The sequence below is a fragment of the Streptococcus halitosis genome (assembly GCF_027691175.1).
Taxonomy (GTDB): domain Bacteria; phylum Bacillota; class Bacilli; order Lactobacillales; family Streptococcaceae; genus Streptococcus; species Streptococcus halitosis_A.
Map to the genome: position 1 here is coordinate 1,184,368 of NZ_JAQFBD010000001.1, position 14,728 is coordinate 1,199,095.

The 14,728-nt window shown below is 41.2% G+C and carries 13 protein-coding genes and 2 tRNA genes; 1 reads left to right on the top strand and 14 read right to left on the bottom strand.

Features of this window, described 5'->3' with window-relative positions; all coding sequences use genetic code 11:
- Positions 1 to 4 precede the first annotated feature (4 nt).
- The 13 genes from sufC to parE form a co-directional block, all read right to left on the bottom strand.
- Positions 5 to 775 carry a Fe-S cluster assembly ATPase SufC gene (gene sufC / locus PG086_RS05765; protein ID WP_000114487.1) on the bottom strand — a complete coding sequence of 257 codons (771 nt, stop codon included), beginning with the start codon at positions 773 to 775 and terminating at the stop codon, positions 5 to 7.
- A 151-nt stretch (positions 776 to 926) separates the two neighbouring features.
- Positions 927 to 1,121, bottom strand: coding sequence for a DUF3272 family protein (locus PG086_RS05770; RefSeq protein ID WP_001081611.1), 195 nt, complete (start codon positions 1,119 to 1,121; stop codon positions 927 to 929).
- 27 nt (positions 1,122 to 1,148) lie between these two features.
- Positions 1,149 to 2,807, bottom strand: coding sequence for a DNA polymerase III subunit gamma/tau (gene dnaX, locus PG086_RS05775; RefSeq protein WP_270748078.1), 1,659 nt, complete (start codon positions 2,805 to 2,807; stop codon positions 1,149 to 1,151).
- Complete coding sequence (locus tag PG086_RS05780; RefSeq protein WP_247946956.1) at positions 2,807 to 3,304, bottom strand: GAF domain-containing protein; 498 nt, start codon at positions 3,302 to 3,304, stop codon at positions 2,807 to 2,809. The genes dnaX and PG086_RS05780 overlap by 1 nt, the downstream gene beginning before the upstream one ends.
- An 82-nt stretch (positions 3,305 to 3,386) precedes the next feature.
- Positions 3,387 to 4,589, bottom strand: a complete 1,203-nt coding sequence (gene rpsA, locus PG086_RS05785; protein ID WP_001001620.1) for a 30S ribosomal protein S1 — start codon at positions 4,587 to 4,589, stop codon at positions 3,387 to 3,389.
- A gap of 162 nt (positions 4,590 to 4,751) precedes the next feature.
- Positions 4,752 to 4,823: transfer RNA gene (locus PG086_RS05790), tRNA-Gln, on the bottom strand.
- Positions 4,824 to 4,831: 8 nt separating this feature from the next.
- Positions 4,832 to 4,912, bottom strand: a tRNA-Tyr gene (locus PG086_RS05795).
- A 49-nt stretch (positions 4,913 to 4,961) separates the two neighbouring features.
- Positions 4,962 to 5,192, bottom strand: a complete 231-nt coding sequence (locus PG086_RS05800) for a DUF2969 domain-containing protein (protein WP_049484231.1) — start codon at positions 5,190 to 5,192, stop codon at positions 4,962 to 4,964.
- Between the two features lie 112 nt (positions 5,193 to 5,304).
- Complete coding sequence (locus PG086_RS05805) at positions 5,305 to 6,342, bottom strand: branched-chain amino acid aminotransferase (RefSeq protein ID WP_318779489.1); 1,038 nt, start codon at positions 6,340 to 6,342, stop codon at positions 5,305 to 5,307.
- Between the two features lie 115 nt (positions 6,343 to 6,457).
- On the bottom strand, positions 6,458 to 8,938 hold the full coding sequence (gene parC / locus PG086_RS05810) for a DNA topoisomerase IV subunit A (protein WP_270748082.1): 2,481 nt from the start codon (positions 8,936 to 8,938) through the stop codon (positions 6,458 to 6,460).
- Between the two features lie 205 nt (positions 8,939 to 9,143).
- Positions 9,144 to 9,962, bottom strand: a complete 819-nt coding sequence (locus PG086_RS05815; protein WP_270748084.1) for an aminoglycoside 6-adenylyltransferase — start codon at positions 9,960 to 9,962, stop codon at positions 9,144 to 9,146.
- Positions 9,963 to 9,992: 30 nt separating this feature from the next.
- Positions 9,993 to 10,988: an AbiH family protein gene (locus PG086_RS05820; RefSeq protein WP_270748086.1), complete on the bottom strand. Its 996-nt coding sequence runs from the start codon at positions 10,986 to 10,988 to the stop codon at positions 9,993 to 9,995.
- 27 nt (positions 10,989 to 11,015) lie between these two features.
- Positions 11,016 to 12,959, bottom strand: coding sequence for a DNA topoisomerase IV subunit B (gene parE / locus PG086_RS05825; protein WP_270748087.1), 1,944 nt, complete (start codon positions 12,957 to 12,959; stop codon positions 11,016 to 11,018).
- Between the two features lie 135 nt (positions 12,960 to 13,094).
- On the opposite strand from parE, the gene plsY reads away from it, so the two are divergent.
- Complete coding sequence (plsY, locus tag PG086_RS05830; protein ID WP_109290103.1) at positions 13,095 to 13,736, top strand: glycerol-3-phosphate 1-O-acyltransferase PlsY; 642 nt, start codon at positions 13,095 to 13,097, stop codon at positions 13,734 to 13,736.
- Between the two features lie 34 nt (positions 13,737 to 13,770).
- Here plsY and PG086_RS05835 read toward each other — a convergent pair whose 3' ends face one another.
- Positions 13,771 to 14,727, bottom strand: a complete 957-nt coding sequence (locus tag PG086_RS05835; protein WP_109290104.1) for an ABC transporter permease — start codon at positions 14,725 to 14,727, stop codon at positions 13,771 to 13,773.
- Position 14,728: the final 1 nt, after the last annotated feature.

Below are 14,728 nucleotides of genomic sequence, written 5' to 3' on the forward strand. Positions count from 1 at the left end.
GGAATTACAATTCTTCCTTGTAGTCGTAGCCAAGTTCTTCAGCTAGTTTTGCGTATCCTTCACGTTCCAAACGCGCAGCCAATTCCGGCCCGCCAGAAAGGACAACACGCCCTTCCATCATCACATGTACCACGTCTGGCGTGATATAGTTCAAAAGACGTTGGTAGTGAGTGATAATCATAGCACCAAAACCTTCGCTACGCATGGCATTCACACCTTTAGATACAACTTTAAGGGCGTCAATATCGAGACCTGAGTCAATCTCATCCAAAAGGGCAAAAGTTGGTTCCAACATCAAGAGTTGAAGAATTTCATTGCGTTTTTTCTCTCCACCAGAGAAACCTTCGTTGAGGTAGCGCTCTGCCATTTCTTCTTTCATGTTGAGCAATTCCATTTTCTCGTCTAGTTTAGTGATGAACTCACGAATTGAAATCTTCTCGTCATCTTCTTTACCAGCATTCATGGCTGCGCGAAGAAACTCAGCGTTAGTAATTCCAGGAATTTCTGATGGGTATTGCATAGCAAGGAAAAGTCCCATACGCGCGCGTTCGTCCACTTCCAACTCAAGGATGTTTACGCCATCAAACAAGACCTCACCTTTGGTAACTTCATAGTTTGGATTTCCCATGATAGCGGCAGAAAGAGTTGATTTACCAGTACCATTTGGTCCCATGATAGCGGCGATTTCTCCTGTTTTCAGAGTCAGATTGACTCCTTTCAAAATTTCTTTTCCTTCAATCTCAACGTGAAGATCTTTGATCTCTAATACTGACATGATAATTCCTTTCTTTTTCAGGCCTACTTCCCTTATCCTTAGCGAAATCACTTACATTTCTCTAAAAATACAAGAAAAGGTCCATAAATATACTCTACTAGTATAACAAAAAAAAGCCTAAAAGGCTTTGATTTTGTCTAGAAGCTTGGAGCTAGTCCTTACGATTTAGGTGCTGATCAATGGTGTCTACAATTTTTCCCATCACGTAACTTAACCTAAAATTTCGAAAGAGTAGAATGGCCCAAAAGGCTGCCATGAAATAACGCCCGGTCATCCAGGCTTCATTGAAAAAATAAGTCTCAGCAGCCGTAAATAACGCTATCATAATAAATTGTTGTCTATTCATAAACTTATTGTATCATGAAATCTTTCTTTAGTCTTCCTCTACCTTCACTTTATCAGCCAAAAATTCAAATCCTTCTGGAATCAAACTCTCTTCTTCCACCTCTTGATTGGTTTGAGAAGACTTGTTTTTAGCTGAAAATGCTGCTCGAACCTCTTTCCATTCCTCCATGGAAATGGCTAAAATCTCAGGTGAAAAACCTGCTGCCTGACTGAGGATGTTGCCAAACATGGTGTTAAGATTATCCCGTTTCATAGTTTGCCCTGCATTGAAATTAGACTCAAAGGCTAAAATAGCATGATGTTCATTGGCCGCAACTGGTTGAGAACCAACAAGCAGAGCCTTATCCGGACCAGCTAAGCTTTCGATTACTTCTCCCCATGCATTCTGGAGGCGGATCAAGTTTTGCCGTGCCAAACCAGGATTTTCGACAGCTTCTTGCAGGATAGCCTGAACTTTGTTGCGATCCACTCGATAGACTGTCTTGGAAGTGGCTGGACGGCTAGGGACTGGCACCACTTGTTTAGGAGCTGTTCCAACATTAGCAAGTTCTTGTTTGAGACGAACTACTTCCTGTCTCAGTGCAGAAATTTCACTTTCGACAGCTCCTGAAAGCACTGATTCAGGCTTAATCTCAGCTAAACGAATGGTCATCATCTCAGCATAAATCTTAGGTTGCAGGCTTGCTTTCATATCTGCCAAGCTCACAGTCGCTATTCGAATCATTTCAAAGAGACTTCCCTTAGATAAAGCTAGATTGTCCATAAAAACTGGACTATGATGAGTATTTTTGCCACCTGTCTGAACAACTAGTAGATCACGCAAATACTGCAAGAGATCCGTCACAAAACGAGTCATGCTCTTGCCATTTTCAAATAAAAGATTCAGAGAATCAAGCGCTTTTGAAACATCCTGCTGAGACAAGGCGGCTACATAGTCATCTAGTGCTGATAGACTAATGGTGCCTGTAATCTCCTCAGAGATAGCAGTCGTGAGCTCATTTCCCTGTGTCAAGCTCAAGGCTTGGTCCAGAATAGACAAGGCATCCCGCATTCCACCTTCAGCTCGTCTGGCAATGATTTCCACAGCCTCCGGTTCAGAACTGATATTTTCTTTTTCTAGAATATGATAAATATGCTCCTTGATATCTTGAGTTTTAATCGATTTGAACTCAAAACGTTGAACACGCGATAAAATGGTTGCTGGAATCTTATGCAATTCAGTGGTCGCCAAGATAAAGACAACATTTTGAGTTGGTTCTTCTAGGGTCTTCAAAAGCGCATTAAAGGCTCCCGTAGACAACATATGGACCTCGTCAATAATATAGACCTTGTAACGTGTCAAGCTAGGTGCATAGGTAGATTTGTCACGAATTTCACGGATTTCATCAACTCCATTATTTGAAGCCGCATCCATTTCAATAACATCTTCTAGGCTACCTTCTGTCACTGCCTGACAGATATAGCAGTGATTACATGGTTCTCCATCCACTTGATTTGGACAGTTCATAGCCTTGGCAAAAATCTTGGCTACACTGGTCTTCCCTGTTCCACGAGGACCTGAGAAAAGATATGCATGACTAATCTTTTCCTGCTCGACCGCTTGTTTTAGGGTTTTGGCCACAACCTCTTGCCCGACCAATTGCGAAAAAGTCTGGCTTCTATATTTTCGATAAAGTGCTTGATACATTAGGCTTTCTCCTCAAACATCGTAAAGTCCCATTCTGTCTTCTCAAGCAAAATAGCGACAAATTGTTCCAAGTAATCGCGGTCAATGGCATTATAATCATCAATAAGAGAAGAGTCCAAGTCTAAGACGCCCAGCAATTGACCATTCTTGAGCATGGGAACTACGATTTCACTCTTGGCCTTACTATCGCAAGAAATGTAGTTTGGATAGGTGCTCACATCCCCTACTAAAACAGTCTCTTGAAACTCGGCAGCTTCTCCACATACGCCTTTCCCAAGCGCAATGCGAATACACGAAACGCCGCCCTGAAAAGGCCCTAAAATCAACTCGTTACCATCAAACAGATAAAAACCTGCAAATACAGTATTCGGAAAGCGAGATTTTAGGAGGGCGCTAGCATTCGAAAGATTGGCAAGAACATTGCTCTCACCCTCTAGTAAATAAGAGAGTTCCTCATTCAACAGTTGATAACGTGATTTTTTTTCTGAATCTAACATAAAACTATTATATCAAAAATGAGAAAGAGACAAAAGAAAAATCCCTTGTTTTAAACAAAGGATTTTGTGATTCTCAATTTGATTAAAGTTCGATATCACCGAACAAGTCAGCCATTGAGAATCCTGTTTGTGTTTCTGGAAGTTCGAAATCACGTTTTTCTTGACGTTTTGGACGACGTGGACGAGCAGCACGTTTTTCTTCTTTTTGTCCTTCTTCTTGAGCTGGACGTTCTTCAAGAGCTTTGATAGAAAGAGATACGCGTTCTGCGTCAGCGTTAACATCAAGTACTTTAACAGTAACTTCTTGACCAACAGTAAGAGCTTCTTTTGGATTTTCGATACGTTTGTGTGAAATTTGTGATACGTGAACAAGTCCATCGATACCTGGCAATACTTCAACAAATGCACCGAAGTCAGTCAAACGTTTAACTGTTCCTTCTACTACATCACCTTTAGCCAATTTTTGCTCAACGCCATCCCATGGTCCAGGTGTTGTTGCTTTAAGTGAAAGGGATACGCGTCCTTCTTCTTCATTAAGATCAAGGACTTTAACTTCGATTTCTTCACCAACAGTTACAACTGATTTAGGTGATACGTTACGTTCGTGTGACAATTCAGTCAAGTGAACCAATCCGTCAACACCACCAAGGTCGATGAAAGCACCAAAGCTAGTGATACGAGCAACTTTACCAGTTACGACATCACCAACAGCTAATTTACTGAATACTTCAGCACGAGCTGCTGCAGTAGCTGCTTCAACAACTTCACGACGTGAAAGGATGAAGCGATTTTCTTTAGGATCAACTTCTTTGATTTTAGCATCAAATTCTTGACCTACGAAACGCTCAGTGTTACGTACGAAACGAGTATCCAACATTGAAGCTGGGATGAATCCACGAACACCTTCAAATTCTACTGAAAGTCCACCTTTAACGGCACGAGTTCCTTTAACAGTAACAACTTCTTCTTCGCGTCCTACAAGTTTGTCCCATGCTTTGCGAGCTTCAAGGCGTTTTTTAGATACAAGGTATGTAACTGTATCAGTATCTTTACCAACTACTTGACGAAGTACAAGAACATCCAATACTTCTCCTACTTTCACAAAGTCATTGATATCTGCATCGCGATCGTTTGTCAATTCGCGAAGAGTCAAGACACCTTCAACACCAGTCCCAGAGATTGCAACGTTAGCTTGAGTCGCATCAACTGTCAATACTTCAGCACTAACAACATCACCAGGCTCAACTTGGCTAACGCTATTTAGCAAATCTTCAAATTCGTTCATCTAAAAAATCCTCCAACAATCAAGTCTTTCCAAACTTGACATACTTATAATTTTTTTCCTAAGCACCCGCAAAGACATGTTCATATCGTTCACGTCTTTCAATTATAAAAATAAAATACCCTAAGATATTTTTCTTTTTATCTTGAATTTATTACCTAAGAACTGGGGTAGCTGGATTCGAACCAACGCATGAGGGAGTCAAAGTCCCTTGCCTTACCGCTTGGCTATACCCCATTGATGAATGGAGAGAGAGGGATTCGAACCCCCGAACCCGAAGGAGCGGATTTACAGTCCGCCGCGTTTAGCCTCTTCGCTATCTCTCCAATGTTTAACGAGAACTATTATATCATGAAATTTTCAATAAAACAAGTATTATTTTGTCAAATTATAGTTTTCAATCAAAATTTCCACAGCTTTTTCAAGTTTTTTATAAAAACTATCGACATTTCCATTCTTTATGATGGCAAATTGGTTATCTAATTCGGCAATTTCCCCAATGACCTTTTTCCCAATTGTCAAAATGTATCCTTCATAGCTGTCTTTTCCAACAGTCACTTTTGCATCGGTTAATTGGATTTCAATTTTCTTATCTTTTTTACTCATACTGTACCTCTTTTCACTTTTTCTATTGTACAAGAAAATACTCAAACTAGCAAGAAAAAACTCCATTTCAGCCATTACAACTGCTACGGAGCTCTTCTTTACTTCATGTCTTTTAGTCCACTTTGACAATCCATCCTTCTGGTGCTTCTACGTCACCAAATTGGATACCGGTCAATTCATCATAGAGTTTACGTGTAACAGGACCTACTTCTGTTTCACTATAGAAAACATGGAAATCATCGCCATGTTGGATCCCCCCAATTGGAGAAATGACCGCTGCTGTACCACAAGCACCTGCCTCTACAAAACGATCCAAATTATCGATTGGGACATCGCCTTCAATCGGTGTTAAGCCCAAGCGGTGTTCTGCCAAGTAAAGCAAAGAGTACTTGGTAATAGATGGCAAGATGGATGGACTCAATGGCGTAACAAATTCATTGTCTGCCGTGATTCCAAAGAAGTTAGCTGAACCGACTTCCTCAATCTTTGTATGTGTAGATGGGTCTAGGTAGATAACATCTGAGAAATGGCGTGATTTGGCCAACTTCCCTGGCAAAAGACTCGCAGCATAGTTTCCTCCAACCTTAGCCGCACCCGTACCATGTGGAGCTGCACGGTCGTATTCATCCTGAATCAAGAAATTGGTTGGAACCAATCCACCCTTAAAGTAATTTCCAACTGGCATAGCAAAGATAGTGAAAATGTACTCTTCTGCTGGTTTTACCCCGATGATATCTCCGACACCAATCAAGAGAGGACGAAGATAAAGGGTTCCACCTGTTCCATATGGTGGGACGTATTCTTCATTTGCACGAGCAACTGCTTTACAAGCTTCTACGAACATTTCTGTTGGTACTTGGGGCATCAAGAGACGGTCGCAGGTACGTTGCAGACGCTTGGCATTTTCATCAGGACGGAAAAGTTGAATACTACCATCCTTCGTACGATAGGCTTTTAAACCTTCAAATGCCTGCTGTCCATAGTGAAGACTTGGAGAAGACTCTGAAATATGCAAGGTCGCATCCTCTGTCAATTCTCCTTGATCCCATTGACCATTCTTGTAGTGAGCGATATAACGGTAAGGTAATTTCATATAAGAAAATCCAAGGTTTTCCCAATCAATTGCAACTGTCATGTGTTTCTCCTTTATACTATTCAAACTATGTGTTCTATTCTACACTTTTCTAGTAAAATTTCAAGTATTATTTGTAATTTTCTGAAAATTTTTTCAACATAAAGAAATCAGCCCTCTGGACTGATTCTTTTTATGAATTTGTTTTGTCCTCTTTAAAGACTTCTTTGAGGTAAGCAGCGAAAACTTCCTCATCTGAAATGGTGTCTGAAATAAAGCTTCCATTGCTAGTTCGTTCTGACAAGCTGAGATCTTGCAATCGACTTTCATAGATTGTGCCTTTGTTAGATTGGACAAGTAACGTTTGATCGTTTTCTTCTACTACTGTACTAAAGAGATCACCGATGAAGCCTTGTTCTGCAACTGCTCCTGCTAAGAAGACACGATGCGGTTTGTTTTTTAACTCACGCAAGACTTGTAGTCCTCGTTTGGCACGGCTGGTTACTGGAATTTCGTCAATAGAAACACGTTTTAAACTACCACGTTGGGTCAAGAGATAGAAGGACGAGGTGTTACAGATAAAGGCAGATTGGATGATATCATCTTCTTTCAGGTTCATGGCCTTGACACCTGCAGCCTTGGCACTGACAATGGGAACCTCTTCGATATTGAAACGAAGGGCATAACCGTTTTGACTAATCAAGAGAACATCATCCAGTTTGATTGGTGCTACTGCTACGATTTGATCAGTCTCATCTTTGAGCTTAGCATACTTGACAGACTTAGACTTGTAGGTTCGCCATGGAGAGAATTCTTTGCGTTCTACGCGTTTGATTTGACCAAGACGAGTTGCAGCAAAGTAGGTTGTCGCATCATCAAACTGATCTACTACTTCTGCATAAAGGATTTCTTCATTAGTTTCAAAGTTGGTAATAGACTGGCTCAGATGCTCTCCGATATCCTTCCAGCGAATATCTGCCAATTCGTGAATTGGTCGATAGATGACATTCCCAAGAGTTGTAAACATCAAGAGATGTTGCGTTGTCTTGGCAGATTGTACAAAAATCAAACGATCATCATCACGTTTGCCAATTTCTTCCAGCGTTGAAGCTGCAAAGGAACGTGGGCTGGTACGTTTGATATAGCCAGCCTTGGTTACGCTGACATAGGTATCTTCTTCTGTAATCAAGCTAGCTGTATCAATCTCGATGACTTTTGCTGTATCTTCCAAAGTACTCAAACGTGGAGTCGCAAATTTCTTCTTGACCTCACGAAGCTCTTTCTTCATGAGATTGTACATGGTCCGTTCATCACCAATAATGGCCGATAGCATGGCAATCTTTTCACGAAGCTCTGCTTCTTCTTCCTGCAAGACAACTACGTCTGTATTGGTCAAGCGATACAGTTGCAAGGTTACGATAGCCTCTGCCTGCTCCTCTGTGAATTCATAGCTGACCCTGAGATTTTCCTTAGCATCAGCCTTATTCTCAGAAGCACGGATAAGAGCAATGACTTCGTCCAAAATCGAAATCACGCGAATCAAACCTTCGACGATATGGAGACGCTTCTCGGCCTTTTCCTTGTCAAAGCGGGAACGCGCCAAAATCACTTCACGACGGTGGGCAATATAGCTAGACAAAATTGGTACAATCCCCACCTGACGAGGCGTGAAATTGTCAATCGCCACCATGTTGAAGTTGTAATTGATTTGCAGGTCTGTGTACTTGAAGAGATAGTTAAGAACCAGCTCGGTATTGGCGTCTTTCTTGAGTTCGATAGCGATACGAAGACCATCACGGTCAGACTCATCACGAATCTCAGCAATACCAGCCACCTTGTTATTGACACGAACATCATCGATTTTCTTGACCAGATTGGCCTTATTGATTTCATAAGGAATCTCAGTGATAACGATTTGTTCCTTACCACCTTTTAACTTTTCAATCTCCGTCTTGGAACGAACAACCACGCGCCCTTTCCCAGTTTCGTAGGCCTTTTTGATCTCATCGCGGCCCTGAATAATCCCTCCAGTCGGGAAGTCTGGGCCAGGCAAGAATTCCATCAGTTTATCCACCTTGGCAGTTGGGTGGTCAATCATGTAGACTGTCGCATCGATAACCTCAGCCAAATTATGGGGAGGAATATCTGTGGCATAACCAGCTGAAATCCCAGTCGAACCATTGACCAAAAGGTTTGGAAAGGCTGCTGGCAAAACAGTTGGCTCTTTCTCGGTATCGTCAAAGTTCCAAGCAAAAGGAACAGTTTTTTTCTCGATATCCTGAAGGAGATAACCGGCAATCTCGGACAAACGTGCCTCAGTATAACGCATTGCCGCAGGCGGATCTCCGTCCATAGAACCGTTATTACCGTGCATTTCAACTAGAATCTCACGATTTTTCCAATCCTGAGACATACGAACCATGGCATCATAGATAGAAGAGTCCCCGTGTGGGTGGAAATTCCCCATGATATTCCCGACAGACTTAGCCGACTTACGGTAACTCTTGTCAAAAGTATTGCCATCCTTATTCATAGAATAAAGAATGCGACGCTGAACCGGCTTCAATCCATCACGAATATCTGGCAAAGCTCGGTCTTGAATGATGTACTTGGAGTAGCGACCAAAGCGCTCTCCCATGATGTCCTCAAGGGACATGTTTTGGATATTACTCATATAGGATACAGAGCCCGTAAAATACAAAGGAAATTTATCTTTTTCACACAGTATTTTGGGCGTGTTCAACTCCTTTCAAAGAATATAGAGTAGGTTTTTATAGAATAAGGGATAATTTACAGAAATTAGTCCCGTGTTCAGTTACTATATATAACTAAACTATCTTTTCTGTAGTTTAATCTTTTAAATTATATACTTTATTTAGTTAGTGACTTGAAAGTCTTTCCTCAGCATACTCAATCATCTTCTCAGCCACTCCCTTATCGTAGGCAAAGCTCATCTTTTGAGCAAGGATTTGAGCTTCTCTGTGGAAAAGTTTCATCGTAGCCAATAAAGACTGAGTGACTTTGTCTAAACTTGAGAAATCTAGCAAAATAGAAAAATCTTTTTCTTTCTCAGCAGGCAGATTGTTAAAAAGATACTTGTAGTTCTTGCCGATATCGACAGTCCCCTTATCACTTGCAACCTGCCAAGCCAAGACCTTCAAGAGTTCTTGTTGGCAAATACCGTAGAGATGGTCAGTCGCATAGATGAGCTGATTCCGACAAATGCCCTTCACTACATAGGCAGAAACCCACCAAAATTCATTGCAGGCTTTTTCGAAATCTATCTCACTAGCTGGATTCGTCCAGTAACGTTGAGGACTTGTAGTATAGGACTCAAACAAGCCTTTCTCATCTTTCAAAACTGTATAATCAGCTTCACTATCCACCCACTCTTGGATATACTCTTTAGGACATAAAGTCAAATCAATACGGTTACCATCTTCAAAGAGCATGAGATAAAGACGACGATTGCCTAGGACATTATGTTGCTCAATGATACGTTTGCCAAAGGAGTCCAACCAAGCAAGATTGCTTGTTAGAGTATCTAAGTCATCTACAACATAAACCACGTCGTAATCCTGAAACTCATCTTTTGGTGCTTTTGTATCAGTTCGTGAACCAGACATGGCGACAGCCTCGACTTGTAAAGTTTGGGCAGTCTGTAAAATCACATCGAGCATTTCGGGTTCAGTTCTCATGTTAATACCTGCATAGTTCTTTTAATTTGATTATGTTTTTATAAATTCAATACTTTCATAATTTTTTAATCCCCACTCTTTAAGGGTATCCTTAATAGACTTTTCATCATCTTTGCTAAAATCATCAATAAAAACTTTTACATTTGGCAATATTTCAAATATCCTTTGAAAGTATAGTTTATCTGGGGAATCTTGCTCTTTTAGATTAAAACCAATAAAATAAATTTCACTTACGTCAGAGAATCTTTCCAGAAAGTTTTTCATTGCATCAGATTCCAATCTCTCCTTTACAGGCTTTCTAACAGCCTCAATGCTAGAATCTATATACGAATTTAAAGAAAGTGGATTAAAATCCTCTTTTGCGTCCTCTTCTACATTATGGCCTACCAAATACTCTTTTGTCTTAATACTTCCATGTATGTGAAAAATATCCTCTTCTTTAACTCCGTATTTTTCTTCCAATACCATTGTATAGTTGAATGTTAGATATAGTGCAACTCCCTTTGAGTCTAATACACTTTCCTTAGTAGGTAAAAGATGTTCATACTCTTCCGATTTAGAGATCGTATTGATCCATCCACTAAACAAGCTATTCGTCGCATATTGATAAAAATTTTTTAATGTTTCTGAAAAATCTTCTATATAATATGCTGTTTGAAAACAATCTAAATCTCCTTCATCATCATAGAAACTATTCAGTTCAAATTCGATATCACTTATCTTTGCCAAAGAGTTCTCAAAATCTCTCCAGTCTTTTTTATCTTCAACTATCAATGAGATTAACTCGTAATATTTCTTTGCAACCTCTCGATCATTATACAATTCCTCACCATGATTACCTGTAGTAGAGGAAGGAATCTCAAAATCATTAAAAAAAATATTTCTTATTTCAGATAGTTTATCTAATTCTATATCAACTTGAGAATTACAAAACTGCTGATATACAAATTTTTTAAAATTCAAATAACTCGTCTTTAAACCATGAGCAAGATCAAACCCATTTCCGATAACAAATAATTTTTCCATAACACTCCTTTAATATGCATACATTTCTTAAAACACCCCATTCTCTTCCAACGTAAACTTGACATTATCCTCAATCCACTTGCGGCGTGGTTCAACCTTATCACCCATGAGGACATTGACGCGGCGTTCAGCGCGTGCCAGGTCTTCAATCGTGACACGGATGAGGGTACGGGTTTCTGGGTTCATGGTTGTTTCCCAGAGCTGATCGGCGTTCATCTCACCAAGTCCCTTGTAGCGTTGAAGGGTAGCGCCTTTGCCAAACTGCTTGCGGAGCTCTTCTAGCTCACCGTCGGTCCAAGCATAAGCCACTTCTTCTTTCTCACCTTTTCCTTTAGACATCTTGTAAAGAGGGGGAAGGGCGATATAGACATGACCTGCCTCAACTAGCGGACGCATATAGCGGTAGAAAAAGGTTAAGAGCAAGGTCTGGATATGGGCACCATCTGTATCGGCATCGGTCATGATAATGATCTTGTCATAGTTAGCATCCTCAATAGAAAAGTCTGCTCCCACACCAGCACCAATGGTATAAATCATGGTGTTGATTTCCTCATTTTTAAGGATATCCGCCATCTTGGCCTTGGCTGTATTGATAACCTTACCACGAAGAGGTAGGATAGCTTGGAATTTACGGTCACGACCTTGCTTAGCAGAACCGCCGGCAGAATCACCCTCGACCAGGTAGAGTTCGTTCTTTGCAGGATTTTTAGACTGGGCTGGGGTCAATTTTCCAGACAGCAAGCCTTTGTCTTTCTTGTTTTTCTTACCATTTCGGCTCTCATCACGCGCTTTGCGAGCCGCCTCGCGCGCATCACGCGCTTTGATAGCCTTGCGAATCAGATTGGAAGCCAGTTCACCATTTTCCATAAGGAAGAAGGTCAACTTATCAGCCACAATCCCATCCACAACTGGACGAGCCAGAGGACTTCCTAGTTTGTCCTTGGTCTGTCCTTCAAACTGAAGGTGCTCTTCAGGAACCAGAATAGAAAGAACGGCTGCTAGTCCCTCGCGATAATCTGAACCTTCTAGGTTTTTATCTTTTTCCTTGAGAAGTCCCGTCTTACGCGCATAGTCGTTCATGACCTTTGTAATGGCAGACTTGAGTCCCGTCTCATGCGTTCCACCGTCCTTGGTACGAACGTTATTGACAAAGGACAAGATGTTATCTGAAAATCCATCATTATACTGGAGAGCTACTTCCACTTGGAAACCATTGTCTTCACCTTCGAAGTAAAGAACTGGTGTCAAGGTTTCCTTGTCTTCGTTCAGATAGGAAACAAAGTCCTGAACTCCATTTTCATAGTGAAATTCAATCGCTTCATCTGTTCGTTTGTCAGTCAGAGACAAGGTCACATTTTTTAAGAGAAAGGCAGACTCATTGAGTCGTTCTGAAATGGTATTGTACTTGAAGTCAGTCGTAGAGAAAATCGTCGCATCAGGCATGAAGGTAACCTTGGTTCCTGTCTTAGACTTGGGTGCTGTACCAATTTTCTTCAAAGTCGTGGCAGGTTTCCCACCATTTTCAAAGCGTTGCTTGTAGACTGCACCATCACGAGTGATTTCCACTTCTAGCCAACTAGATAAGGCATTCACGACGGAAGAACCAACCCCATGGAGACCACCCGAAGTCTTATAACCACCCTGACCGAATTTTCCTCCAGCGTGAAGAATAGTAAAGATAACCTCAACAGTTGGAATTCCCATGGCGTGCATACCAGTCGGCATCCCACGACCATGGTCCTCTACTGTTAGACTTCCGTCTTTATTGATAGTCACATCAATGCGATCACCGAAGCCAGATAGGGCTTCATCGACTGCATTGTCCACAATTTCCCAGACTAGGTGATGGAGACCTGCACCGTCGGTCGAACCGATATACATCCCCGGACGTTTACGGACCGCATCCAACCCTTCTAGCACCTGAATGGCGTCATCATTGTAGTTATTAATATTGATTTCCTTTTTTGACACAAGGAACCTCCTATTTGTTCATCTTTTCTATTTTACAGGTTTTCTAGGGATTTTGCAAAGTTTTTCCCGTTCAGCCGTCACAATTTTAAAGGATATTCTCATCATTTCTACACTATTTCATGGTATAATAGGTCTATGATGACATTTGTATTATTAATTTTAGCTTATCTACTAGGCTCAATCCCTTCTGGTCTTTGGATCGGACAAATCTTCTTTCAAACAAATCTGCGAGAGCATGGTTCTGGAAATACTGGAACAACCAATACTTTCCGTATTTTGGGTAAGAAAGCGGGTATGGCAACCTTTGTAATTGACTTTTTCAAAGGAACCTTGGCCACTCTGCTTCCAATTCTTTTCCACCTACAAGGTGTATCACCTCTTGCCTTTGGACTTTTGGCTGTCATTGGACATACCTTCCCTATCTTTGCAGGCTTTAAGGGGGGCAAGGCTGTCGCTACTAGCGCTGGAGTTGTTTTCGGATTTGCACCTATCTTCTGTCTCTACCTAGCAGTCGTATTCTTTGGAACCCTCTATCTTGGTAGTATGATTTCCTTGTCTAGCGTTGCTGCTTCTATCGCAGCCGTTATCGGAGTTCTACTATTTCCACTATTTGGATTTATCCTAAACAGCTATGACCCTCTCTTCATTTTGATTATCCTAGCACTTGCTAGCTTGATTATCATTCGTCACAAGGATAATATCACACGTATCAAAAATAAAACTGAAAATCTTGTCCCTTGGGGATTAAACTTGACACATCAAAATCCTAAAAAATAAAACGCCAGTTTGAAACTGACGTTTTTTTGTATGCTTATTTTGATTTGATATAGTTGATACCATCTGCCTTAGGCGCAACTGCTTTTCCAAAGAAGGCAGCCAAGACAAGGATGGTCAAGACATAAGGGGCGATTTGAAGGTAAACCGCTGGCACTCCTTGTAGAAAAGGCAATTGAGAACCGATAACTGCCAAACTTTGTGAAAGTCCAAAGAAAAGACTAGAAAGCATAGCACCGATTGGGTTCCATTTACCAAAGATCATTGCCGCAAGAGCGATAAATCCAGGACCGACAATAGTTGTCACTGAGAAGTTAACTGAAATAGATTGAGCATAAATTGCTCCACCAATTCCCCCTAGGAAACCTGATATGATAACCCCAAGATACCGCATCTTATAGACATTGATCCCCAAGGTATCCGCTGCCTGAGGATGTTCACCGACAGAACGAAGGCGAAGACCAAAGCGGGTCTTGAAGAGGATAAACCAAGCAAAGAATGAGAAGACAATCGCGATATAACCTAGCAAACTTGTTGACTTGAAGAAGATATCTCCAATCACTGGGATATTAGCCAAAACTGGAAAATCAAAACGTCCAAAGGTCTGGCTTAAATTATCCGTTTGTCCTTTGTTATAAAGAACTTTAACCAAGAAAACTGCTAGGGCAGGAGCCATCAAGTTCAATACTGTACCACTGACAACATGATCCGCACGGAAATGAACTGTAGCGACTGCATGAATGAGGGAGAAAATAGCTCCCACGACACCGGCAACTAACAAGGAAATCCAAGGAGTCGCTGTTCCAAGTTGTTCTGCAAGCTCAAGATTAAAGACAACCCCAGAAAAGGCTCCCATAACCATGATTCCTTCAAGACCGACGTTAACGACACCACCACGTTCAGAGAAGACTCCTCCAATACTCGTAAAAATAAGTGGCGCTGAGTAAATCAGCATAGAAGAGACCAAGAGGGTGAGCAATGTTGTAATAGACATC